The 22,449-nt window shown below is 31.1% G+C and carries 21 protein-coding genes and 1 pseudogene; 10 read left to right on the forward strand and 12 right to left on the reverse strand.

Features of this window, described 5'->3' with window-relative positions:
• Positions 1–164: 164 nt before the first annotated feature.
• The 4 genes from B2217_RS05960 to B2217_RS05975 form a co-directional block, all read right to left on the reverse strand.
• Positions 165–431: a hypothetical protein gene (locus B2217_RS05960; protein WP_038330325.1), complete on the reverse strand. Its 267-nt coding sequence runs from the start codon at positions 429–431 to the stop codon at positions 165–167.
• Between the two features lies 1 nt (position 432).
• The gene (locus B2217_RS05965; protein ID WP_038330323.1) at positions 433–1,425 is read right to left on the reverse strand and encodes a cbb3-type cytochrome c oxidase subunit II; all 993 of its coding nucleotides are present in this window, start codon (positions 1,423–1,425) and stop codon (positions 433–435) included.
• A gap of 10 nt (positions 1,426–1,435) precedes the next feature.
• Positions 1,436–3,187: a cbb3-type cytochrome c oxidase subunit I gene (locus B2217_RS05970; RefSeq protein WP_038330321.1), complete on the reverse strand. Its 1,752-nt coding sequence runs from the start codon at positions 3,185–3,187 to the stop codon at positions 1,436–1,438.
• 109 nt (positions 3,188–3,296) lie between these two features.
• Positions 3,297–3,440, reverse strand: coding sequence for a hypothetical protein (locus B2217_RS05975; protein ID WP_160279567.1), 144 nt, complete (start codon positions 3,438–3,440; stop codon positions 3,297–3,299).
• A 228-nt stretch (positions 3,441–3,668) separates the two neighbouring features.
• Between B2217_RS05975 and B2217_RS05980 the strand changes: the two genes are divergently transcribed.
• The 3 genes from B2217_RS05980 to B2217_RS05990 are packed head-to-tail and all read left to right on the forward strand — an operon-like array spanning position 3,669 to position 5,319.
• The gene (locus B2217_RS05980) at positions 3,669–4,085 is read left to right on the forward strand and encodes a Crp/Fnr family transcriptional regulator (RefSeq protein WP_038330319.1); all 417 of its coding nucleotides are present in this window, start codon (positions 3,669–3,671) and stop codon (positions 4,083–4,085) included.
• Between the two features lie 31 nt (positions 4,086–4,116).
• Complete coding sequence (locus B2217_RS05985) at positions 4,117–4,968, forward strand: SDR family oxidoreductase (protein WP_038330317.1); 852 nt, start codon at positions 4,117–4,119, stop codon at positions 4,966–4,968.
• A 6-nt stretch (positions 4,969–4,974) separates the two neighbouring features.
• Positions 4,975–5,319, forward strand: a complete 345-nt coding sequence (locus tag B2217_RS05990) for a hypothetical protein (protein WP_038330316.1) — start codon at positions 4,975–4,977, stop codon at positions 5,317–5,319.
• Positions 5,320–5,547: 228 nt separating this feature from the next.
• Here B2217_RS05990 and B2217_RS05995 read toward each other — a convergent pair whose 3' ends face one another.
• The 5 genes and pseudogenes from B2217_RS05995 to B2217_RS06015 form a co-directional block, all read right to left on the reverse strand.
• Entirely contained in the window at positions 5,548–6,147 is a 600-nt protein-coding gene (locus tag B2217_RS05995) for a Crp/Fnr family transcriptional regulator (RefSeq protein WP_038330314.1), read from the reverse strand.
• Between the two features lie 191 nt (positions 6,148–6,338).
• On the reverse strand, positions 6,339–6,905 hold the full coding sequence (locus B2217_RS06000; protein WP_052217411.1) for a ferritin-like domain-containing protein: 567 nt from the start codon (positions 6,903–6,905) through the stop codon (positions 6,339–6,341).
• A 57-nt stretch (positions 6,906–6,962) separates the two neighbouring features.
• Complete coding sequence (locus tag B2217_RS06005; protein ID WP_115000521.1) at positions 6,963–7,589, reverse strand: KGG domain-containing protein; 627 nt, start codon at positions 7,587–7,589, stop codon at positions 6,963–6,965.
• Between the two features lie 439 nt (positions 7,590–8,028).
• On the reverse strand, positions 8,029–8,655 hold the full coding sequence (locus B2217_RS06010) for a hypothetical protein (RefSeq protein ID WP_291058656.1): 627 nt from the start codon (positions 8,653–8,655) through the stop codon (positions 8,029–8,031).
• A 1,137-nt stretch (positions 8,656–9,792) separates the two neighbouring features.
• Positions 9,793–11,363: pseudogene (locus tag B2217_RS06015) on the reverse strand (Na+/H+ antiporter).
• 225 nt (positions 11,364–11,588) lie between these two features.
• Here B2217_RS06015 and B2217_RS06020 point away from each other — a divergent pair.
• The 4 genes from B2217_RS06020 to B2217_RS06035 all read left to right on the forward strand — a co-directional run bounded on the left by B2217_RS06020 (position 11,589) and on the right by B2217_RS06035 (position 14,557).
• On the forward strand, positions 11,589–12,467 hold the full coding sequence (locus B2217_RS06020) for a helix-turn-helix domain-containing protein (RefSeq protein WP_038330308.1): 879 nt from the start codon (positions 11,589–11,591) through the stop codon (positions 12,465–12,467).
• Between the two features lie 64 nt (positions 12,468–12,531).
• Complete coding sequence (locus B2217_RS06025; RefSeq protein WP_038330306.1) at positions 12,532–13,683, forward strand: iron-containing alcohol dehydrogenase; 1,152 nt, start codon at positions 12,532–12,534, stop codon at positions 13,681–13,683.
• A 501-nt stretch (positions 13,684–14,184) separates the two neighbouring features.
• Positions 14,185–14,346 carry a hypothetical protein gene (locus tag B2217_RS06030; RefSeq protein ID WP_160279566.1) on the forward strand — a complete coding sequence of 54 codons (162 nt, stop codon included), beginning with the start codon at positions 14,185–14,187 and terminating at the stop codon, positions 14,344–14,346.
• Positions 14,336–14,557 (forward strand): hypothetical protein, encoded by a 222-nt coding sequence (locus B2217_RS06035; RefSeq protein ID WP_052217406.1) that lies wholly within the window; start codon positions 14,336–14,338, stop codon positions 14,555–14,557. Before B2217_RS06030 ends, B2217_RS06035 begins: the two co-directional genes overlap by 11 nt.
• Positions 14,558–15,482: 925 nt before the next feature.
• Here B2217_RS06035 and B2217_RS06040 read toward each other — a convergent pair.
• The gene (locus B2217_RS06040) at positions 15,483–16,688 is read right to left on the reverse strand and encodes a PepSY-associated TM helix domain-containing protein (RefSeq protein ID WP_038330304.1); all 1,206 of its coding nucleotides are present in this window, start codon (positions 16,686–16,688) and stop codon (positions 15,483–15,485) included.
• 6 nt (positions 16,689–16,694) lie between these two features.
• Complete coding sequence (locus B2217_RS06045; protein WP_180906587.1) at positions 16,695–18,878, reverse strand: TonB-dependent siderophore receptor; 2,184 nt, start codon at positions 18,876–18,878, stop codon at positions 16,695–16,697.
• 1,074 nt (positions 18,879–19,952) lie between these two features.
• On the opposite strand from B2217_RS06045, the gene B2217_RS06050 reads away from it, so the two are divergent.
• The 3 genes from B2217_RS06050 to B2217_RS06060 all read left to right on the forward strand — a co-directional run bounded on the left by B2217_RS06050 (position 19,953) and on the right by B2217_RS06060 (position 22,008).
• A complete protein-coding gene (locus B2217_RS06050) occupies positions 19,953–20,165 on the forward strand; it encodes a hypothetical protein (protein ID WP_180906586.1) in 213 nt (70 codons plus the stop codon).
• 46 nt (positions 20,166–20,211) lie between these two features.
• The gene (locus B2217_RS06055; RefSeq protein ID WP_291122194.1) at positions 20,212–21,669 is read left to right on the forward strand and encodes a MauE/DoxX family redox-associated membrane protein; all 1,458 of its coding nucleotides are present in this window, start codon (positions 20,212–20,214) and stop codon (positions 21,667–21,669) included.
• A gap of 72 nt (positions 21,670–21,741) precedes the next feature.
• On the forward strand, positions 21,742–22,008 hold the full coding sequence (locus tag B2217_RS06060; RefSeq protein ID WP_038330401.1) for a DUF6520 family protein: 267 nt from the start codon (positions 21,742–21,744) through the stop codon (positions 22,006–22,008).
• A gap of 33 nt (positions 22,009–22,041) precedes the next feature.
• Here the strand turns inward: B2217_RS06060 and B2217_RS06065 are convergent.
• Positions 22,042–22,449, reverse strand: a 408-nt coding sequence (locus B2217_RS06065) for an alpha/beta hydrolase family protein (protein WP_291122195.1), incomplete at its 5' end; no start/stop codon positions are given.

A 22,449-nucleotide genomic window follows, 5' to 3' on the forward strand; every position in this document is an offset into this window, starting at 1 on the left:
TGCCCGTTGTCGAACGACTAACTATTTTTAAAAAATGTTCTCCATCAACCATCTTTTCTGTATCTAAATCAAAAACAGTAGGTGCGTCCAATTCTGCAATCGGCTGCAATTGATCATCTAAAAATAAAAATATTTTGCTTCTGTCATTTTTCATACGATCTGTTTTAATCTGAATAAAATAAATTTTTTATGTGTCCACTTTCTTTTTCTCCTGGTTTAAATAAATATTTTAGGGATAGAATAAAAGTCCATAATGTAATTAGAATAACAATTACTACAATAAACCAATCCCAATCGCTTTGAGGACCTGTTCCATGTGTAAAATTCTGTGTGATTTTTGGTTGTTGCAATTGACATGCATCACATGCAAACAAAGCTGATGTTAGGAATATACTTACAAAGCACATATTATTTTTAGCTCTTTTATTCATATTATTTTATTTTATCTAAGATGACTTGTACTTCTTCAGCAGTAATTTTTTTTGCCTTATTTCCCCAACTTGAACGTTCGTGATTTATTATAGCTGCTACATCTTCTGCTGTAAAACCTGCATTCTCCCCCACTGCTGGCATAGTTGCATATTCAGGACGGGGATCATATCCTTTCATAATTATAGTAACATATAATTCTAAAGCTCCTCCTGTAACTACAGGACTATTTTTTAAAGGAGGAAATGCTCCAGGAACTCCTTCACCATTTGCTTGATGACAAGTAGCACAATTAGCCGTATATAATTCCTCTCCATTTGGTAAATTGGACATCGTTTCACTTCCATTGTTACTTTTTATCTTCTTTTTGTATAAAAAATCAGGTACACTACTATCGTCTGTAAATTCAGTTTGTTTTAAAGATTTTAAATAAGCAACTAATTGTAAAGCTTTTTTACTCGCAACTATCTTTTTATTACGTTTAACAAATTTCTCAGGAACTTTTACTTCAACATCATCCTTATGTAGAAAATCACGTTCGATAAAAAGAAAAGGATAAGCAGGCATAATAGATTGTGCAACAGCTGCGCGAGGTTGATATAAGTGAATCAAATGCCAATCATCGCTAGGTTGTCTTTCTCCCACATTTGTTAAATCTGGTCCTGTGCGTTCTGTTCCCATTAAATTGGCTGTATTTCTCCAAAGATCTAATCGCTTATTAATCGCATAATCTGCAGGTATACTTGGACGTTTTCCAAATACATTATCCATTTCTACATTGCGTACTTGCTGAGTATGGCAAGCAACACATCCATTCTCGATATAAACCATTTTTCCCGCTTGTTCATCTGCAGAGAGTTCTTTTGATTGTCGTGGTAATGGCTGATTTATTTTTTGATTTTCTAAGGCAGGAATAATTGCAATATATGTAGTCAAGAAGAGAAAAAGACCAAGGGCTGCCCCAAAAAGAGTTTTATGATTATTAAAAAATGACATATAAATTTATTTAAAGATTAAACTCTTTTTCACTATGCTGTTTCTTCGCCGCTAATATTTCAGAAGGAGTTACTGGAATTGTAGTGTTTTCTCCTTTTTTTATCATCCTATAAAAATTATAAGCAAAGATTAAATGAGAAAACCACATCATAGTACCTCCTATTGCTCGCCAGAGCCAATAAGGTCCCATATTGATGACTCCTTGAATAAAAGGTTTTTTATCCATCCATAGTTGTCCTGTACCTGTTCCGCCAATCATGAGTGCAATAACATAGAATAATAATCCAATCAAAGCCAACCAAAAGTGTATACCAACTAATAATTTTGGAGGCTCTTTACCTGTTAATCTTGGTACTAACGTATAGCAAAACCCCCACAGCATAAACGTGATAATGCCATACATTGTTAAATGAGAATGAGCAACAGTAAAATCTGTAAAATGCCATAATAAATTGGTGAATCGAAACGCTTCTACTGTTCCTTGAAAAGACCCTGTAAAATAAAAAATAATCGACATAAAATAGAAAGGCAAAGTGTAACTAGTTTTCAATTGATACCAAGCTCCATTAAATGTTAATAAAAAATTTGCTGTACCTGCAGCTACAGGGATTAACATTCCAGCACTTGCGACTATTGCAGTTGTTTGGAGACTCCAAGGTATAGCACTAAAAATAAAATGGTGTGTTCCTATCAATGTGTAAAATAAGGTGTGTGTCCAGAATGCTAGAATTCCTAAACTATACGAATAAATAGGTTTATTGAGTTGTTGTGGAAGAAAATAGTACATCAATCCCAAATTAATCATCATAAACCACATCCCAATTGCTTGATGCATATAATAACCCTGCATTATAGTTTCTCCCATTCCATTTTGCCAAAAAGGTAAATAACAAACTATAAGAACGACAACAATAAACATTGTTCCTGAAACAATATACCAATTTGATATATAAATTTCTTTTGTTTTGCGCTTAGCAATTGGTCTAAAAAAATTGTACAAAGAAACTGCTACTCCTAAAGCGAAAGCGGACATGACTGGCCATATATATTCCCTATATTCCCCACCACCATTATTAATTCCGGCAAGTAAAAATATAGTCCCAACTAAAACAGCCATATTAACTAAAACGAGAGAAAGATAACCAAGCTTTAAATTAAAATTTTCGATATTGCTTACTCTTGGTATTACATAGTAAGCAAAACCAAGCATGGCCAAAGATGCCCATCCCCAAAAAACGGAATTTGTATGTGAAGGCCTCATTCGTCCAAAACTAAGCCAGCTTACGTGATCTAAATCTGGTACAACAAATTTAATTCCTAAATAAAGGCCAAATGTTGTTCCAATAATCAACCAAAAAGTAGCTGTACCTAAAAAATATAAGATGAGTTTGCTTAAATCATTTGTTATGTATCTTTGAAAACTTGAAGTTCTTCTTTTAACAGGAAAAACTCTCAGCTCTTCCACTATATTAATATTTCTTACAATACCATTTTCATCCGAAACAATGTAATTCTCTGAAAGGTTATGTGATGTAAGATTTAATTTTAAGAAATTTTCTTTTTGGTTATAAACTAAACGTTCTTCTTTAGAAAGGCTTTCTAATTTTTTTTCAAGTTCTTGTGCTTGTTTTCGTTTTATTAGAGTACCATAAATTCCTAAAAGTCTAAAAATAATGATAAGCAAGCCTGAAAAGACAATTGCAAATATTAAAAAAATGGTAATTTGAACTCCATTTTCTTGTAGTAATGATCCACCTTCCATAATCGAAGTATTAAAATTTAAATATTGAGATCCAATACAGAATTGATCTCTTTAATAAAAAAGAGAATTCCTAATATTTATAGGAATTCTCCTAACACAAATAGATATTTTATCGACTTCTCTTAATAGAGTCGACATCGTAAGATGTGCTATCGACTGGAAGTATAGTATCAGCAGAGTCAGGAGACATTGGATACTCACCTGATAATATACTATCATGTGTAATAATAGAATCTTTCTGATTCGGTAACACTTCATTTCTTGGTTTACAGCTAATAGCTGATAAAACGAATAAGAATGTAATGACTGCAATAGTTTTCATAAAATATCTTTTTGTGATTAAACAATACACAATGACAATCGACTCATCATATTGTGTGTCAAAATTAGAAGTAGAAAACTGATAAGGTTATGATTGTACTCATAAATAGAACTAAAAAATCAAAGTAGATTGGTTAAAACTACTTTAAAAACTTAGGATATGTTAATAGACAAAGATTTATTATTTGAATTTGGTGCAACTCAGCAAACCTACAAACCAGGAGAATTTATTATTAAAAAAGGCATAACAGCAAAATTTTATCTACAAATACAAAGTGGAAAAGTAAAGAGAAAAAATTATCAACACGAAAAAATAGTTTTAGAAACTCAGCTTTCTAAAGGACAAAGTTTAGGTGAGTCATTTCTATTTTCGGAAGATCTATATACTATTACAATTCAGGCAATGGTAGATTGTGACATATTAAAATTAGAGAAAGTAAGTTTTCATAATCTTTTAGAAAAACATCCTCATTTGTATGGTAATATTTGTAAATGTATGAGCGAAAAATTGTTTCATAAATTTATTATGATTCAACATTTATCAATCAGAAAACTTGGAATAGATAATTATAAGTGAATATTTTTTATAAACATTAAAACTAATAAAAATGAAAAAATTACAACAAGCAAATCAACAACAAACCAGACCAGGAAAAGAAAAAAAAATGCAACCAATTCCCGAGACATATCCAATTATATATCCGCAAGAAGGAAAATTGGCTGGAAAAACAGCCTTAATAACAGGTGGAGATAGTGGGATTGGAAAAGCTACAGCTTTACTTTTCGCTAAAGAAGGTGCAGATATCGCAATTGCATATTTAAATGAAAAAGAAGAGGCGTTATCGACTAAAAAAGAAATTGAGAAATTTAATGTCAATTGTAAAATAATAAAAGGCGATTTGTCTATTGAGAAAAATTGTAAAATTGCAGTTGAAAAAACTATTGAATCATTTCATAAAATTGATATCTTAATTAATAATGCAGCTTTACATTGGGAATGTGAAACATTAGAAGAAATTTCAACGAAGCAGCTAGAAAAAACATTTAAAAACAATGTATTCTCATATTTCTGGATGACAAAATACACTTTACCTTATATGCAAAAAGGAAGCACCATCATCAATACTACTTCAGTTACTGCTTATAGGGGAAGTCCAAAATTAATTGATTATGCTGCCAGCAAAGGAGCTATCGTTTCATTTACAAGAAGCTTATCTGCTAATTTAGTAAAAAAAGAAATTAGAGTAAATGCTGTTGCACCTGGTCCTGTTTGGACACCTCTTATTGTATCTTCTTTTGAACCTGAAAAAATTGCAACATTTGGAAGTGACAAACCTATGGAAAGAGCTGCTATGCCAAATGAAATTGCACCTGCTTTTTTATTTTTAGCTTCAGAAGATGCTCGATTTATTACGGGACAAGTAATCCATCCAAATGGTGGAGAAATCATAAACGGCTAAAGAAATATGAAAAAATCAGATAATACTCATTCAGAACATGAATTTTTATGTTTAATTCATGAATTTATTTTTGGAACTACAACTGCACATTTGATTCTTGATCCCCCATTTATTATTAAATCACTTGAGAAAATTAGTCAAACTACTTTATGTAAACAAAAAAAAGATTTTTTTGAAAATATAATTACTGACTACAAAACATCAGTAATCAAATTTCTTGACAAGAATAATTATTCACATGGAGAAATCTGTCTAACAAAAAAAATGTTAATTCATTTTTATTCAAAATTTTCTTACAATAAAGTAAAAAAAGAACAAGAGTTAATAACATTGATACACAGAGATTTATAAATAACATTAGCCCATTATTAATTGTATACAAATAATAATGGGCTAATAAAAATAATTAAATTATTTTCTACTATTTCTTCTCTTTTTTCTTTTTTTGAGCCAAAAAAATAAAAATACCCATCCTCCTATAAGCATTATTATATAAGCGAAAATATGCAGGCTAGATAAAAAAAATTCTTTAAATTGTGGGAACATAATAGTTGTTTTTAGGAGTTTAACAAATTCTTTTTAATACAGTATTTTTCCCTTTTGTAACCTTAACATATTCTGAGATTCCATTAACTTGACCGTTCGAATTACAGTTTCTACACACATTCCTGTTATACCAGCTAATTGCTGTCGTGTTAAATCTATTTTAAAAGAAAAAGGCACTGTTGATTCTATAGCATTATTTTTCAAATAATCCAATAATCCTTTCATTCTAATAATGGGGTTATTAATGGAGTTATTTTGCATCATAAGAAACTTATAATGCAATTTCTCTGACATACAACGACTAAGATTTATGTATAAGCAAGGATTAGATTCCAATAATTCTAAAAAATTAGTTTTACTTAATCTTAAAAATACGGTATCTTCTATAACTTGAGCGTTCATCGGGTACAATCTTTCTAAAAACAAGAAACATTCTCCTACGCTATTTCCTGGTAATAGAATGTTTTGTATAGATTCTTTTCCTTCTTCATTAAAATGATTAACTTTAACTTTTCCTACAATAATCTGATAATAGAAAGAAGGATGAGCACCTTCCGTAAATACAGTCTCTCCATTCTTAAAATAGACTCTTTCAGCACCAAACTGATACAATAATTTTTCATCAATAAGCATAGTATTAATCTTTTGTGGTTTGTTTTTAAAATATAGTAATAGAGGCAGTAAATCGTTTTAAAAAGAATCAATAAGTATACCATAGGATAAATGAGTATGTTAAACTTTATCAGTACAATCCTTTTCAAATAAAAAGATCTCTTATTAATAATTATTATGAATAAATATTAATAAGAGATCTAATCACAGAACTAATTTTCTTCTTCCGCTTCAAAATTGATTAAAGTTTCAGCAATTTCAGTAAGATTATCATCCGTTTCTTCTTCTTCAGACAATGTTTTTTCAAGTAAATCAGCAACCTTTTCATGTTCCATTGTCAAAGCTAACTGCACAAGTCCTCCATACGTTGCAATTTCATAATGTTCAATTTTTTGAGCAGCAATAATCAAAGCCGCGTCACGCGTCATCGATCCGTCTTTAGTGGATTTTATAATCTCTTCTGCCTCTTTTATTAATCCTTTTATTGCTTCACATTCTTTTTTATCTGCTTTTTCATCGAGTAAAGTAAAAACTTTTTCTAATCGGCTGATATGCTTTTTGGTTTGTAATTGATGATCCTCAAAAGCATCTTGAAGCTCTTCTGTTGTAGCAGATTTTTGCATTTTTTCCAATCCATCAATTAATGCATGTTCAGCATAGTATATATCTTTAAGTGCAGAAATAAAGAATTTATGCAATTCTGATTTTTTCATTTTATCATCAATATTTTCGATTGATTTATCCATTGAATCAATTTGATGAGACTCTTTCTTTGCCATAATTATTCATTTTTTTTAATAAAAATTGCCCCTCCTAAAAGAGGCAATATAAAACAATTAACCATTTCTTCTACCTCCAAAACCTGAACGGCTTGAATTTGAAGAACGCCCGCGTTGATTAGAAGATCGTCCACCTCCATGAGATGCTCTACCTCCCATACGCGCAATACGCGTACGTTCTGCTTTGCTCATTGAAGCAAATCCTCTTTTTGAAGTTCCCGATCCACTTCCTGAATTTCTGCTATTCCCACTTCTTGATGAATTGCTTCGAGAATTAGAAGAAGAGTTAGAAGTAGATCTTCGGTTATTAGATCGTGATGATGAAGAACGGTTACCACGACCAGAAGATCGATTATTAGAAGAAACAAATCTACCCATACTATCTCGCTGTGGCGTACTTCTTCTATTTCCTCTTCTATTATCCTGATCATCTTCATCATCATAATCTTCGTCGTCGTAATCATCATCGTCATAGTCATCATCGTCATAGTCATCATCTTGATAACCGCTTATAAAATCATCATAGTCTTCTTCATAATCAGAAAAATCATCATCATAATCTTCATCTTGTGATGCATCATTAAAACCATGATCATAACCCAGCTGATAAATTTCTTCTAAGGTTGATTTAGCATTGTTTGAATTACTGTGCGAATTGTGGTTGTTTGAATTACTTCTTTTCATAATTGTAGTTTTGTAATTTATGACACAAATTGACTAGTATTTATTATGACATAAATTGGATTTAACTTTTATTGAAATACTAATTAGATTTCTTTCTATGGCTAAATTATTCACATAAAGATTGTGATATTATGACTCAAATCATAATAGTATAAAAACGTTTTCAATTCTTAAAATCAATACATTAAAAAAAATACCCGCAATATTTAGCGGGTATTAAAAAAGAATAAAACATTAATAAGTGTGATATGTAAAAGTAATTAATTTAACCTTGTTTCTTTCCAATAAGGAGTCGTAATACTAAGGAAATAAAAGCCATAAATAATAGAAAATGCACAATTCCATGATAGCTTATACCTAATCCAAAATATATTAATCCCCAAAAAATTATTAGAATGGTTGCTATCAACACAAATGTATTTCTCATCTCAGTTTTAATTTAAAAGTTAATTAAGCCTTCACATAAACATTTCCATTCTAATTTAGCTATTCCAAACATTCCTCCTAAAGCAATAATGAAGTTTCTAAAAAAATTGATTAAGTTTGTATGACTTAAGTTAGGGTATTCATTTCGACCATATACTCCTATTTTGATTAAATTATTATCTTTACTTATTCGAAAAGTTGAGGTCGACTTTTTACTATAAAAATGAGCAATTAATTTGCTGTTTTTTTTATTTGGAGAACTAGATGGGGAACAAATAAAAGACAAACTTGCTTGATTGTCATCAATAGATTTTTGCTCGCAAATTGATACTATTTTTACCCAATCAAATCCATTTTCACCAAAAGTTCCTGGTCCTGGTATATCAATTCGTATAAAATCTCCAACAATTGGTAAACGATTAACATGAGCTCCACTTTGGTCAAACAATCTAAAATCAGCAGAAAATTCACCACAGAAATGTTTCCAATTATTTATAGAAAGAAATCTACATCTTAGTATTTGGTAACAATCATCAATTAATCCATCATCATTGAAATATCTATTACTTTCTGTATCATGAAAGCCTCCTCCTCTTTGTTTTGGAATTTCATTATAAGTTTTTGTTAGATATTTTTTCAACTTTTTCATAATGTATGAATTAACATGAACGAAATTAGCTGCATCTATTGCTTATATTTATGATTGAGGTCATATTTTTAGTAAAGAAATTATTAGATTATATGTTGTTCTTTGAGGTTAAAGACAATTGTACTTTAGAAAAAATCACATAAACTAACAGTTCCACTAAAATAAATTTGTTTTAAAAAAAACAATTAGAGATTATTTCACTTAAAATACTAATTTTTTTTATTAGATTTATTAAAATAATTTACTATTGATATGAAAAAAGTTAGCAAGAATTAGTATTTTATGTTAATTTATTCACAAAAATCACTACACTAATACTACACCACACTCCCCTACACTATTGATGAATAAAGGGATTTACACTTTCTGTATCGGAAAGTAACCTCATCAATACTAACATAGTATAAATATATTAAAAAACCTCCTAAAATCAATGTTTTAAGAGGTTTTTTTAATATTTCAAAGTATACAAAAGAATAAATATGTTATAGGTTTATTATAGTTATTTGTATCAAATATTTGTACCTTATTTGTATTTTTAATAAAATCAGTTGAAAAATTTGAGTGAAAATTGGTATTTTGGACGAAATAAAGTCCTTTTAAATATTCTTATTTCTCCTTAATGGATTTTATACACTTTTAAAAAATGTACGTTATCAAAATAAATGGGATACTTCTTCCTAAAAATTAAGAGAGTGTTTGGTTTATAAATTTATTATTTTTTCTTGAAAATACAACTTCCTTCTTTTTGTAATTGTTTGTTGTTTAATACTTGCTCTTTGTTCCAAAATTTTATCTGCACTACCAAAATAAACATCCAAAGGAGTATGGTTATTCAAAGCCTCATGATAACGTTGATTATTGTAACGATAAACAGATTTTCTAAAGCTGCTTTTAATTCTTCTGGAGCGAAGTAATTATCAAGTTTTACCATTTTTGATGGTTCTGTAATAGTGTTCAATTTTTCCTTGTGTTTGTGGATGATTGGGTCTTCCGTGTATTTGATCCATTTGATAATTGTCTTATAAATACGATTGAACAAAACCTCCTTTAAGAAAATTCACGTGTAATATCTTTTAGTACAAAAGAATAACTCTCCACGTCAACAAAGTGTTTTGTTTTTAAAAATTAATGCATTCCCAGTTTTTCTTCCTGTAAATCGAGCATTTTTAAATGTTTACGTACAATTTCTTCGTCAAGAAGAAGTTCCTCACGGTTTTTGGAGATCAGCCATTCGCGCTGATGGTTTATGATATCCAAGTAAACTTCACGGTATTCTGGAAAATTCAGAATGACTTCCGAACTGTTGACACGATTTTCCCAGATTTGTAACTGATCCTTTATCGCCGGGAATTTTTCAAGTTTTTCGAAATGGGTATCCTGGATTCTTTTCACTCCTATTTTTGCAAGTTCGTTCCGGATTTCATTATCGATTTCCTTTTCAGAGCGGGTAAAATCAGGATCCTGAATTTTGAATTTTGTGATGAGAAAAGGCAGCGTCAAACCCTGAACCAACAAAGTAAGCAGGATGACCACGAAAGTGATAAATAAAATCAAGTTCCTGTGCGGAAAGGGTGTTCCATCATGCAAAGTCAGCGGAATTGAAAGTGCGGCAGCCAGTGAAACCACGCCGCGCATTCCCGTCCAACCGATTAAAGCAGGCACTTTCCAGCCTGGATTTTGTCGGTCGGCAACAGTGATGAAATTACGCATAATCATCGTGGTGAATACGGCACCATAAGCCGCAACGATTCTTGTTATAACCAGAATAACTGTAATCAAAACGCCATAACCAAATGCTGTGAACAAATCTGTTTCAAGCCCTGAAACAATCTGTGGTAGATCGAGCCCGATCATCATAAAAACAATACCATTCAGCAAAAAAACCAAACTGCTCCAAACATTTAGCGTCCCTAAACGCGATGAAGTAGCCAGAAAAGAATGACTTCTGTTGTAAAGCAACAAACCACCACAAACTACAGCCAAAACACCGGAAGCGTGAAGCTCTTCCGCCACAAGATACATGAGGAACGGCGTTACGACTGTGAGTACAATATCGATATTGGCATCAGTTGGCAACAAGCGGTGCATCTTCATAAAGAAAATTCCTATAAGGATTCCGATTCCAGCACCCCCGATACACATCCACAGAAAACTAAGGGCAACTTCGTGCCAGATGAATTGTCCCGTCGCAACGGCAATCATTGCAAAGCGAAAAATAATCAATGATGAAGCATCGTTCAGCAAACTTTCACCTTCAAGAATGGAAGAATACCGTTTCGGGATTTTTACAAATTTCAAAATCGCTCCGGCACTCACGGCATCCGGCGGCGAAACTATTCCCCCCAATAAAAACCCAGTGCCAGCGAAAATCCAGGAATAAAATGATTGGCGACAAAAGCTACAACCAAAGAGGTAATAAACACTACCACGAAAGCAAAACTGACCACAATCCTGCGCCAGCGCCATAATTCTTTCCAAGAAGTCGCCCAGGCAGCTTCATACAAAAGTGGCGGCAGGAATATAAAAAATATTAGTTCAGGTTCTATATGAATTTTAGGCGTGCCGGGAATAAAACTGATGCCCAGACCGGCCAGGACCAGCAAAACCGGATATGCAACTTTTATTTTTTTGGCAAGCATCACCAGCAAAACGGTGATGATTACTAGGATCAGGTAAAATGTGAGATTCTCTAGCATTTAGTTTTTAGATTTTTTTGATTAAAGAAGTTTCTCGAAAGCTTTTCTTACACCGCTTACCAGGTAACCCTCGTCGCAATAAGTATATCTTATTTTATTGAGTATGTGAAGCATTGGCTGCGTTATCAAAATTCGTATCCACTTTTCGCTGAAAATTTACAAATTTAATTCGATATCCTATAGTTTTATTCTAATTTTGTAACGAAATCGAATGAAGAAAACGAAATGAAGCAGTATCACCTAAAAGATTTTAATCAAAAAAGAGAAGACGAAAATTTATCTTTTCGTGTATTCGATTTTACATCCGCTACTTTAGCCCCCTATACCATACCTCATCAAAATACACACTTTTGTGTCTTGATGGTTGAAGAAGGCATTCTGGCTTTACAAGTTGAAGAAAATAAACATATTCTTCGTCCTCATAAAGTAGCTGTTATTTTCCCTCATCAGGCCAGTTTAATACAAGTTCAATCTGAACAAATAAAAGGAAAACTTATACTTTTTGATGAAGTGCTTTTTTGTTCGGATATTCTTAAGAATGAACTTAGCGTATACAATGTCAATTTATCCACCCAATTGAATTGCACAATTTTAGAAGAAGAACCATTTAAAGAAGGCTTACGCACTGTAAAAATTGTACAAGATATTTATCACCACCCTAGTTTGATCAAGAAAGAACAAGCACGTTTTTTTATTAAAACGTTTTTATTATCGCTGATTGAATCTGTACATGGCCAACACGCCTTACTTTCGACATCTCATAGCAGCGATCAACAATTATATGTGCATTTTAAAAAACTCTTGAACGAGCGATACAAAACTCAACGTACGGTTCAGTATTATGCGGATCAATTGCACATCACGCCTAAAAAATTAAACACCATTACGAAAAAGCATTGTGGAGAAACGGCTATTGATGCCATTCATCACCGCATCTTAACGGAAATTAAACGCCAGCTGATGTTTGGAGATCGTCCTCATAAAGAAATTGCTTTTGATTTAGGCTTTAATTCACCTGCTGCTTTGAATAAATTTGTAAAAGCAAAATTGAACGAAACCCCTACACAATTACAACAAGAATTGGCTCAAATGTATAACACGTAGTCCTGTTTGTATAATAGTAAAGACATTTTAGCCGCTAACTTTGCCGAATAAAATAAAATATAAAATGAGTAAATTATTTGTTGCGGGTGAAGTATTTCATGGCGCTGGATCTTTAGACGAATTAAAAAATATCAAAGGTAAAAAAGCATTTATTGTAACTGGAGGAAGTTCTATGCGTAAAAGTGGAACTTTAGATAAGGCGATTGCATATTTAAATGAAGCTGGTATAGAAACTATTGTATTTGATGGGGTTGAAGAAGATCCTTCTTCAGCTACAAGTTTTAAAGGTGCTGAAGCTATGCGTGAATTTCAACCAGATTGGATTGTTGGTTTAGGTGGTTGTTCAGCAATTGATGCTGCAAAAATGATGTGGGTTTTCTACGAACATCCTGATGCTGATTTTGATGCCATGACAACACCATTTACTGTACCTACGTTAAGAAAAAAAGCAAAATTTATTGCGATTCCTTCTACAAGTGGAACAGGAACAGAAACAACTGGTTTAGCCGTAATTACAGATCGTGAAAAAGGTGTGAAATACCCTATCGTTTCTTACGAATTAACACCGGATGTTGCCATTATAGACGGAGAAATTTGTGCTTCTATGCCTGCTCACATAACTTCAAATACAGGATTAGACGCTTTAACACATTGTGTAGAAGCTTATGTATCGAATATTGAAAATAACTACGCTGATGTTTTAGCGAAAGGAGGTTTAGAAATTGTTTTTGATAACTTAAAAGAAGCGGTGAATAACCCTACGAACATCAAAGCTCGTCAAAACATGCACGATGCATCTTTTATGGCAGGTTTAGCATTTAATAATGCATGGTTAGGAATTGTTCACTCATTATCTCACCAAGTTGGGGCATTATACGGAATCCCTCACGGTATGTCGAATGCCATCTTTTTACCTAATGTTATTCGTTATAACGCAAAAGTTTCAGATCGTTTTCCTGATTTAGCAAAAGTTATTGGAAAATCAACGGCTGAAGAATTAGCACAAGCTATTGAAACGTTAAGAAGCGAAGTGAATAATATTGGATCGATTAAAGAATTTGGTATTTCAAAAGAAGATTGGGATAAAAACTTAGATTATATTGCTAATAATGCTTTAGTTGATCCTTGTACAGGATTTAATCCACGAGTACCAACTTTAGAAGAGTTAAAAGAAATTTACAATATCTGTTACGAAGGTTTAGTTTACCAAGACTAATCTATTAAGACTTTGTAATATAACTCCTAACCTCAATTATCGAATGATAATTGAGGTTTTTAATTCTATCTTAACCGAAAAATTTTCTGTTAGGTTTGTTTGGTGTTTGTCCGTACTTCGTTCGGTGTTCGTTCGGTGTTAACTGTTTTAAAGGATTTTCGGTACATTACATTATTTTCTAGATTTTTTTCTTCGACATTCGATTTATTGATGAAAATTATTCAGTTTCAAAATCCTTAACTATTTCATTAAAATTACTGTTATTGTACTTGATCTATATCTCATTAACATCCATTACCTAAGCTTAGATCTTATTTACTACTTCTACTCTATCTTATTCTTTGATATTATGGTACAATAATATCTCTAAATGTCCTACTTTGTCGTATATGACACATAATTTTGATGAATTAATACAATTATGGTTTCCGTAAATATTTATCTATTATTTTGATATTATTCGTTATTTGATTTTGTTTATTTATTTCCTAAACTTTTACTATGGATAAACGTCAATTTTCTGAAAAAGATATCAGTACTAAATTAATTACTCCTGCGAAAGAAAATGCTGGATGGGATAGAATGCATCCATATTTTGAACAAAAGACTTTTACAGATGCACGCATTCATATTTGTGGAAATCTTACTGCTCGTGGTAAATAAACGTGCAGACTATATTTTATACTATAAACCGAATATTCCAATCGGAATTATTGAAATTAAAGAAAATAATCATAGTGTGGGTGCAGGAATGCAACAAGGTTTAGAATATGCAGCAATATTAAATTTATCATTTTTCTTTTCTACAAGGGTAATTGTTTTCTATTTCATGATAAAACCATTCCTAATTAAATTAAAACTGAATTGGAATTAGACCAATTCCCCTGTCCTAAAACATTATGTAATAAATACGTGAAATACAAAGGAATTAAAATTGAATTAGCCAAAGAAATCGTAGAACAAGATTATTAAAAATATTTGAAATTAGAAGGAGGTCCCATAGTATGGCTTAGGTATTCCTTTTCTTATTGTTCTTTTTTTATTCATTAATTTTAAATTTTAATTATCAGTATTCATATGCCCTTCGGGGAACAGACTAAAAAGTAACCAATACTTCGGCAGGCTCAGCACAAGCAAGTCAAGGCTGTAAACCTCTCTACTAAAAATATTTTCATTTCTCTAAAGATTTTAAAAACCCTATTTAAATCATTATTATTCTTTCATTTTTTTGCGCATCCAAAAAAACGAAACAAAAAAAGATGCCGACAGTAGTCTCTCAATGATTCAACTAACTAAATTATTTTCATAAAGTTGGCAACTCGCTTCGCTCAAACACTCCAACTTTTTTTATTCCAATAATTTAGAGTTGAATTACATTTCGATTCTAAATCGTCGGAGTTTTAATTCATTTTCAATAACATTTGAGATTAAGAGGAGGAGCCACGGTGTGGCTCAGGTATTCCTTTTCTTTATTTTCATTTTATTATTCATAGCTTATCTATTTTAATTATCGGTATTCATATGCCCTACGGGGAAGCTCATCCAAAAAAACGAAACAAAAAAGGATGCCTCATCCGTTCTCACTACTTCGGAATGACAACTGGTTTTTGTTATTCCTTATTATCGTCTAAGTCTTCAATACAATGTTTTGCAATTTCATTTATTTTCTGTAGAATTTTAAGTTAGTTGATTAACCATTTATCTAAATGAGTATTCTCTTTTGATAAAAAAAGACCTCAAATTCACATAAAAAATGAATTAGAGGTCCTTTGACATCTTAAAGTTTATTTAAAAACAACTTAACTTTTCTTCTTTTTTTTCCTTCTTCCCCACCATATCATAAAACCTGTTACTGGTAGAGAAGCAGAAATTAAGCTTACAACAAAAGCCAATATTTTTGTAGGCAATCCTAAAATAGATCCAACATGAATATCATAATTTGCTCCAACAACTTTCTCTCCAAAGTTCTTATCTTTTGGATCATGTATATGTAGCAATTCTCCTGAATTTTCATCAAAAATTAAACTACTGCTGCTATAATAAACTTGTTTTTTATGTGCAACATAAACTTCAAAATTTGGATGTTCATGATCGTCCATATGTTCATGTCCTAAATCAATAGAGAAACCATACGAGTTAGGATAGTTGGTTTTTACAGTTTCAATAATCTTATCGAGTGTAGATTCTTGTCTTAATTCAATTGGCGCAGTTGTTTTTATATGAGAAAAATCTGGATAAGTTGTATTGCCTCCCGAAAATATCACATAAATAGCAGCTTGAATAAAGAAAAAAGCATAAAATAATCCAGTAATAGAAAATATTAAAGCGAAAATTGAAGAATAAAAACCTAAGATATTATGAAGATCATAATTTTTACGTTTCCAATTATTTATGTTTTTCCATCTGAACCAGAAGCGTTGTTTTTTAGCAGCTTTATTTTTTGGCCACCATAATACAATACCGCTAATTAACATAAAAATAAAGATAATAACAGGAATTCCTACCACATAGCTTCCCCAGCTCTGTTTTAATAAGAAACTCCAATGTATCATTTTTACGATATTAAAAAAGCCATTTTTTTCATCATAAACTCTTAAAACTTTACCTGTATAAGGATTTACATAAGCTTGTTTATAAATAGGAAATTCATCAAAATAATTCCAAGCATTTACATCATGTTCATACCAATAGAACATATAAGACATGTTTTTATCCATTGGTATATTTACCCAATGAATAGGATATTTTTCTTGGGTTTGTTCGTCAACTAATTTTTCAAGTTGACGAATTGGGATAACTTTCTTATTCTCTACATCTTTTTCTTGATGATAGATAACATCCTTACGCGCAATATTTTCAAATTCATCTTTGAAAACATATAACGCCCCAGTTACTGAAACAACAAAAATTATTAATCCAATAATTAACCCAAACCAGAGATGTAGTTTACCAAATATTTTTTTCAGTTTTCCTACTTTTTTTGATGATTTTTGCTTGGAAGCCATTTTTGATTAAAATTTATATGTAAGACTTCCCGAAACATTTACTAACTGTTGTGGATTTGCTGTTGTATAACCAATCCAATAATGTTCATTTGTTAGATTATCTACTTTTACACCTATTCTAAATTTCTTCGCATCGAAAAAAGCATTTGCATTTACGATAAAATATTCTGGTAAATAAAAGGTGCTATTTACTTGATTTTTGCTCGCATAGTTTGCTCCAATTCCGAATCCTAATCCTTTTATTTTACCATCTAAGAATTGATAACTTGCATTAAAATTTGCTAACCACTCAGAACCAGCAGTTGTAGGTCTTGTTCCTTCTAAAGAAGTATCTGTTGGATTTTCTTCAATTTTTGCATTATTATAAGCCAAACCTCCTACTAGCGAAAATCCTTTCACTAGATAAGCATTAAGCTCTAATTCTACCCCTTCACTTTTTACCTTTCCTGATTGTGATTGAACAGATTGAAAAGTATCAGTATATTCTCCTGTATATAATAAAGAATTTTTGACATTGATATTATAATAACTTAAGGTCGCATTAATTTTATTATTAAAAATATTCATTTTAAAACCTCCTTCAAATTGATTTCCTTTTTCAGGATCAGAAAGAACTTGAGTATTTTCTTTATCTATGGCATAATATCCATTGCTTTTGAAACTATTTTGGTAATTACCAAAAACAGAGAATTTAGTTGGAACAAATTCATATACAAATCCAAACTTTGGAGACCAAGCTGATTGTGAATATGGTTCTGTTGGGTTATTATATAAATTACCTCTTTTAGAATCGTTATTCTCGTAACGAATAGAAGCTAAAATATTTAATCCTTGTACTGGTGTAAAAACATTTGATATATAAGCACTATACGTATTTAATTCACCTATTATTGGATATTCACCAACCGAATTCGAAGTATTATAAAAATCTTGTAAAGTATGATTATTCATGTTTGAATAATTTCCATTTTTAAACGGAACCCAATCAAAATCACCAGAAATAAACATTTGATTATTTTTGGTTTGCATATAATCTAAACCAACAACCGTTCTATTTCTCATTTTACCAAATGTATAATCGAAATTAAAATTTTGTTGTAATTGGAAAATTGTTTTTTTACTATCTCTTGTTGATTGATCTGCACGCATAACGCCTAATTCTGTATCTAATGGATTTTTAGTATAAGTACTTTCTGGAGCAACATAAAAATATGGGCTAAATCCATTCGATTGAGAATAAGCATTACTAATATTCGTAGATGATTTAATATGATCGTTAATTTTATAATTTATTTGACCAAATAAATTTCTGACTTTTGATTTGGCTTTAAGACCATCTCCAACATAAGATTGTTTGTAATCTAATCCCAAAACTCTTTCAAAATCTTTCATATTATTAATCCCTAAAGAAGGATTACCTGCTAAGTAAAAAAACATCTGCTCAGCCATTGCATTATTTTCGTACATTTCAAGATCAACGTTGATATCTAATCGATCATTCGGTTTGTAACGTAATGATGGAGCAAAAGCAAAATATTCATTTCCACTATTTTTTTTCTGAAAAGTACCAGAATTTGTATACGCTGTATTGACTCTAAACATTAATTTATTATCATTCGTAACTGGAGCATTAATATCTGCAGATGCACGGTAGTAATTATAACTTCCACCTGCAATACTTACTGATCCATCAAAATTTTCATGCGGTTTTTTTGTAATTCTATTTACAACACCTCCATAAGACGTAACATTACTACCAAACATTGTAGCAGAAGGACCTTTCAATACTTCTAATCTTTCTAAGTTTACAGCATCTATTGTAGTAGAAACAGGGGCTACCAAACCGTTACGTAAAGAGTTGTTGGAAACAAAACCTCTTAAAGTAACATAAGCTCCTCCATCTCCAGATCGACCGGTAGAATTCCACATTTTTTGTAAACCAGTTACATTACGATAAGCATCGTCTACTGTAAAAATAACTTGATGATCTAAAACTGATTTATCAATACTCGAAAAAACTTGAGGATTCTCGATAAACTTCAACGGCATTTTATTTGAAGTATCGGTATCTTTTTTTATAAAAGTATTGATAATTACTTCGCCTAATGTATTTGTCTGTATTGAATCTTTTTCTTGTGCAGAAGTAATGCACGCATATAATAATGAAAGTACTATTGTTACTTTTTTCATTTTGAAAATTTTGACAAAGCTATTTCATTATTTTAATTTATTCTAAATTAATTTAATAGTTTTTTCTTATATTCATGTTTTATTAATTAAGTTTTTTTTATGATAATTGAAAAACATTAACATAACGAAATAAAAAAAATTCACTTTTAACAACATTTGAGATTAAGAGGAGGAGCCACGGTGTGGCTCAGGTATTCCTTTTCATTAATGTCACTTTTTACTTGACTAAAAAGTAACCAAAAAGTCAAGGCCGTAAACCTCTCTACTAAAAATGATTTCACTCCACTAAACTTTTTACAAACCCTACGGGCTAAAAACTTTTTAACGTTACATTCAACCATTTTCTTAACGTGAGAGTTTTAATGCCGGTTTCTCCATCCTTTTTCCAATACTCAAATCCACTTTTAACAACAGATTTTGTCATTCTGGACTTGTCGAAGAATCTTATTTTCATTTTTATTCATGTTTTTGTTAATTCTATTTTAAATGAATTCATGTACCCTTTGGGGAAGTCTTGACACAAAAACATTTGAAATTAAAAATTTGAGATTAAGAGGAGAAGCTCCTGTGGAGCTTAGGTAAAATTGTTACAAGTTGATTAATAATTATATGTTCATTTTTATTCATGAGTTATTATTGTTTTTAAATGAATTCATATGCCCTTTGGGGAAGTCTTGACACAAAAACATTTGAAATTAAGAGGAGGAGCCACGGTGTGGCTCAGGTATTCCTTTTCATTAATGTCACTTTTTACTTGACTAAAGAGTAACCAAAAAGTCAAGGCTGTAAACCTCTCTACTAAAAATGTTCTCATTCCACTAAAGATTTTAAAAAACCTACGGGCTAAAACCTTTTTAACGTTACATTCAAATATTTTCTTAACGTGAGAGTTTTAATGCCAGTCTCAACATCCTTTTTCAATATTCAAATTCATTTTTTAACCGCAAATCATTTAACATTTGGAGTGTATGAATTTATAAATTAGACAGGCTTTTTATGTTTTTGACGCATTGACATACCTCCTATTTTTTACGCTAAACCTAATTTCGATACAAACTTTAAAAATGAGAAACTATGAAATCTTTTTATTTAATTGTACTTGTGTGTTTTGTATTCAATAGCTGTATAGAAGATGAAAATATTCTAATTGACACCCCAATTCATTCAGAACGTATTACTTCTTCTTTGAAAGATAATATTAAGGATAGCATTCCTTCTAAAAACGACCCGCCTCGTGATAAAGATCCCTATATGAGAACTATTGATGAAGATGAAAACGGAAACTGATGTTAGATGTTAGGAAGTTATTTTTTATGAATTAAAATACTAAAAGATGAGAAAAATTGCACCGTTTATACAAACGCTCATTTGCTACCTATTTATTGTTTTGTTTATTTATGCAGCGGTGAGTAAACTGATGGATTTTGAAACTTTTCAAACTCAGTTAGGACAATCGCCCTTATTAGCAAGTTATGCGATTCATATATCGTATGGAATTATTGCGATAGAACTTGTAACAGCAGTTTTCTTGATGTTTGAGCGAACTAGAAAATTAGCCTTACAAATTTCACTTTTTTTAATGGTGATGTTCACTACTTATATTGTCATTATTCTACATTTCACGGCGTTTACTCCTTGTTCTTGTGGTGGAGTTTTAGAAAAGATGGGATGGACGGAACATTTGATTTTTAATATCGTATTTGTATGTTTGGCTCTAATTGGCATTAGAATAGCAAAATCCTCTCAAACATGGAGAGGCTATATAATTGAACAAACTACTCTTACAATAATCGGAGTTGTTAGTGTAACCATTATATACGGTTTATCTGAAAAAAAATCTCAATATAATAATGCTTTTACACGTAAATACATTCCGCATTTTGCAGAAAAACTAACTACACTCAATCTAGAATCCACAGGATATTATATAGCAGGTATTGATAGTTGCTATGCTTATTTAGCTCATCCTAATGCTCCTTTATTTCTTAGAACTTATGATTATCATACACAAAATGTGACTAATAATCGGATCAAAATAAAAAATGAGCTACTCCCTTATAAACGAATAATAACATACGTTAACTCCCCTTATTTCTACTTAGGGGATGGAACAGTAGGAATTATAGAAAAAGGAATATTATATGATTACACGACTTCTCTTGAAACTATTGATAATGCTTATTACAATCAATATGTTCCTGGAAAAGATGATCATTTTGGTCTTTCTGTAACAAGTCAAAAAACTAAACAAACAGCACTCGCTATATTGTATAAAACAGTGGATGGATTTCAACTAAAAATAAACGATACAACTCTAAAAAGCCAACAAAATGGAGCATTTGATTTGGATGGATTACTCATTTGGAATGAACAACATCAGATTTTTTTATATGTCTATTATTATAAAAATGAAATTATCATCCTTGATTCTATGATGAATGAAAAAAATGTTATGAAAAGCATCGATTCTTTAAATGAACCAGAACTTGATGTTGCTTTTTATAAAAAAGACCAAAACTATCGATTAGGTCCAAAGACAATTCGAGTGAATGAAACGATAGCTACCTATGGTGATTATCTCTACATCCACAGCAAACGACTGGGAAATTTTGAAGAAGAACACCAAAGTGCAAGCATCATAGATGTATATGATCTCGTAAACAACCATTATCTCCACAGTTTTTACCTCTATCATAAACCTAAACAACAACTTAGGGATTTTAAAATATACCAAAACTCTGTTTTCGCTGTAATTGATGATGAAATCTATCGTTACCAATTAAAAAAATAAATCGTTGCGCAACGCAGGGGAAGACTGAAAACCTGTATAATAGAGTAAGTCACCACATTAAAATTATACAAAATGAAAACAAATTTTCTAAGAAAAACGCTACCAATTGGGGTAGGAATGATGGCTGTTGCTTTTGCATTTGCCACTGAAGGGAAATCTTCTAACGAATCTACAGGGTATGCAACTGCATATATTTACAATGATTTAGAAGAATGTGAACAGGTAGATGCCACTTGCAATAACATAGGAACTGTAAGTTGTACAATTGGTTCTAAAGAAGTATTTGAATTTAAAAATGGTACTCAATGTAGTCAAAACTTGATGCATTGGCAACCATAATTTAAAGGAAAGGAGCGTAATAGCTCCTTTCTCTTATTTTAAATATGTATTAAACCAACTTAAGATTGAATTATATAACATTTCTTGATTCTCTTTACGAGTTAAATAATGACCATCGTTATTAAATAAAATCAATTTACCTTCTTTATTTAATTTTTTCATTGCCATATACATATATATGCTTTGATACCAATTTATATTATAATCAGATTTACCAGCCCACAACAATAAAGGTGTTTTCATGTTTTCCACCTGATAGAAAGGTGAGTTTCTTATATAGTTATTTTTATCCGTATAATAACTATCTTTCATTCGAAACTGCTGACTTTCTAACCTCCATGCTTGCTCTCTAAACCAACCTTCCCATTGTACATCATGCGACCAAGAAACCAAATCCATCACGCCAGAACCCGCTACAATTGCCTTAAACAAATTGGAATG

Source organism: Empedobacter sp. UBA7620, assembly GCF_002484185.1.
Lineage (GTDB): Bacteria > Bacteroidota > Bacteroidia > Flavobacteriales > Weeksellaceae > Empedobacter > Empedobacter falsenii_C.

Excerpts from the sequence above, each read along its gene's own strand:
- B2217_RS05960 (WP_038330325.1), bottom strand. The coding sequence starts at position 431 with ATGAATAAAAGAGCTAAAAATAATATGTGCTTTGTAAGTATATTCCTA.
- B2217_RS05965 (WP_038330323.1), bottom strand. The coding sequence starts at position 1,425 with ATGTCATTTTTTAATAATCATAAAACTCTTTTTGGGGCAGCCCTTGGT.
- B2217_RS05970 (WP_038330321.1), bottom strand. The coding sequence starts at position 3,187 with ATGGAAGGTGGATCATTACTACAAGAAAATGGAGTTCAAATTACCATT.
- B2217_RS05980 (WP_038330319.1), top strand. The coding sequence starts at position 3,669 with ATGTTAATAGACAAAGATTTATTATTTGAATTTGGTGCAACTCAGCAA.
- B2217_RS05985 (WP_038330317.1), top strand. The coding sequence starts at position 4,117 with ATGAAAAAATTACAACAAGCAAATCAACAACAAACCAGACCAGGAAAA.
- B2217_RS05990 (WP_038330316.1), top strand. The coding sequence starts at position 4,975 with ATGAAAAAATCAGATAATACTCATTCAGAACATGAATTTTTATGTTTA.
- B2217_RS05995 (WP_038330314.1), bottom strand. The coding sequence starts at position 6,147 with ATGCTTATTGATGAAAAATTATTGTATCAGTTTGGTGCTGAAAGAGTC.
- B2217_RS06000 (WP_052217411.1), bottom strand. The coding sequence starts at position 6,905 with ATGGCAAAGAAAGAGTCTCATCAAATTGATTCAATGGATAAATCAATC.
- B2217_RS06005 (WP_115000521.1), bottom strand. The coding sequence starts at position 7,589 with ATGAAAAGAAGTAATTCAAACAACCACAATTCGCACAGTAATTCAAAC.
- B2217_RS06020 (WP_038330308.1), top strand. The coding sequence starts at position 11,589 with ATGAAGCAGTATCACCTAAAAGATTTTAATCAAAAAAGAGAAGACGAA.
- B2217_RS06025 (WP_038330306.1), top strand. The coding sequence starts at position 12,532 with ATGAGTAAATTATTTGTTGCGGGTGAAGTATTTCATGGCGCTGGATCT.
- B2217_RS06030 (WP_160279566.1), top strand. The coding sequence starts at position 14,185 with ATGGATAAACGTCAATTTTCTGAAAAAGATATCAGTACTAAATTAATT.
- B2217_RS06040 (WP_038330304.1), bottom strand. The coding sequence starts at position 16,688 with ATGGCTTCCAAGCAAAAATCATCAAAAAAAGTAGGAAAACTGAAAAAA.
- B2217_RS06045 (WP_180906587.1), bottom strand. The coding sequence starts at position 18,878 with ATGAAAAAAGTAACAATAGTACTTTCATTATTATATGCGTGCATTACT.
- B2217_RS06050 (WP_180906586.1), top strand. The coding sequence starts at position 19,953 with ATGAAATCTTTTTATTTAATTGTACTTGTGTGTTTTGTATTCAATAGC.
- B2217_RS06055 (WP_291122194.1), top strand. The coding sequence starts at position 20,212 with ATGAGAAAAATTGCACCGTTTATACAAACGCTCATTTGCTACCTATTT.
- B2217_RS06060 (WP_038330401.1), top strand. The coding sequence starts at position 21,742 with ATGAAAACAAATTTTCTAAGAAAAACGCTACCAATTGGGGTAGGAATG.